Raw genomic sequence first — 1,430 nt, 5'->3', positions numbered from 1 at the left:
AGATGGTATGAACGCCGCCCTCTCTTCACGGAAATCTGAGGCTGCAGCAGGAGTGACATCGGAGATGTGGGTCCCTCCAGAACCAGACGGCATCAATGTGCCAGAGTGGAAGTGTTGCGACCACTTGAGGAACGGAGGGACCATCATGAATACTACGACGTTCGGGCTCGACATTGCAAAGCGGACTTTCCAGCTGTATTGGGTCGAGGTGGAAACTGGCGAGGTCGTGAACCGGCGGTTCACGAAGCAACAACTTATAGAATTCTTTAGTCAGCGAGCGGCCGGACGCGTCGCTTTGGAAGCCTGCGGGAGCGCCCACTGGTGGGCACGCAAAATCGCGGCGCTCGGTCACAAAGTCGTGCTGCTGCACGCCCGGTTCATCCGTCCATTCGTCCAGAATAACAAGACCGATGCAACGGACGCCCGTGCGATCTGGACGGCAGCACAGCAGCCGGGCATGCGTTCGGTAGCACCGAAGACGGCCGATCAGCAGGCCATTCTCGCCCTGCATCGCATGCGTTCACTGCTAGTCAAGTCGCGCACCATGCAGGTCAACCAACTACGTGGCCTATTGTACGAATTCGGAGTGACGCTTAAAGCGGGTCGCGTCGCTGGTCTGGCGGAGGTGCGAGAGCGGCTCCATGAAATCGAACAGGTCGTTCCCGGTACATTGTTCGGTGCGCTGCGCGACCAGCTTCACCACATCGATCTGATCGATGGCGAGATCAGGAAACTCGAGAGACAAATCGTAGCCTGGCAACGACAAGAGGCAGCCTGTCAGCGGATCACTTCCATTCCCGGTATCGGACCATTGACGGCAACAGCCCTTGTCGCAACGATCGGCGATCCAGCTGCTTTCAAATCCGGCCGTGAACTCGCGGCATACCTCGGCCTGGTTCCCAGGCAAAGTGGTACAGGCGGCAAATTACGATTGGGCGGGATAAGCAAGCGAGGCGATAGTTATGTACGAATGCTGCTGATCCACGGAGCGCGAGCGGTCATGTTCAAGAGCCAAAGCAAGGGAGCCTGGTGCGAGCAATTGTCTCTGCGTCGGCCAACGAACGTGGTTGCCGTCGCGCTGGCAAACAAGATGGCACGAACAGCGTGGTCGCTACTCGCGCACGAAAGTGCTTATCAGAAAGACTATACGTCACAAATGACGGCTTGAAATAACGTTGCATTAAACACGAATCCGCAGACAGGTTGCGAAGGGCAATAACGGTGTGATGGCAAGACAGGTTGGTCCGCAAGAACGCAAACCTGATTGACGCTGTGCGCTCCGAGCGCGCTAGATAGCAGAGGTCGTTCTTGGCGAATTCCATCAGGGCGGGCAGGCTAACCTGCAGATGCCGGATATAAGCCTGCAACCAAATCCTCGTCTAACATCACAGCGATATTACCTTGCAAGCCGGGCGGCGTTCATATAAGCG

General features: G+C 56.7%; 1 protein-coding gene. It reads left to right on the top strand.

All coding sequences use genetic code 11. From position 1 onward, the window contains the following. Positions 1–145: 145 nt before the first annotated feature. Positions 146–1,168, top strand: coding sequence for an IS110 family transposase (locus tag B0G73_RS39930; protein ID WP_106286500.1), 1,023 nt, complete (start codon positions 146–148; stop codon positions 1,166–1,168). The last annotated feature ends 262 nt before the right edge of the window (positions 1,169–1,430 follow it).

The sequence above is a fragment of the Paraburkholderia sp. BL25I1N1 genome, assembly GCF_003002025.1.
In the GTDB taxonomy this organism is placed as follows: domain Bacteria; phylum Pseudomonadota; class Gammaproteobacteria; order Burkholderiales; family Burkholderiaceae; genus Paraburkholderia.
This window is presented reverse-complemented; position numbering and strand designations above follow the sequence as displayed.

Coding starts and splice junctions, on each gene's coding strand:
- B0G73_RS39930 (WP_106286500.1), top strand. CDS start 146: ATGAATACTACGACGTTCGGGCTCGACATTGCAAAGCGGACTTTCCAG.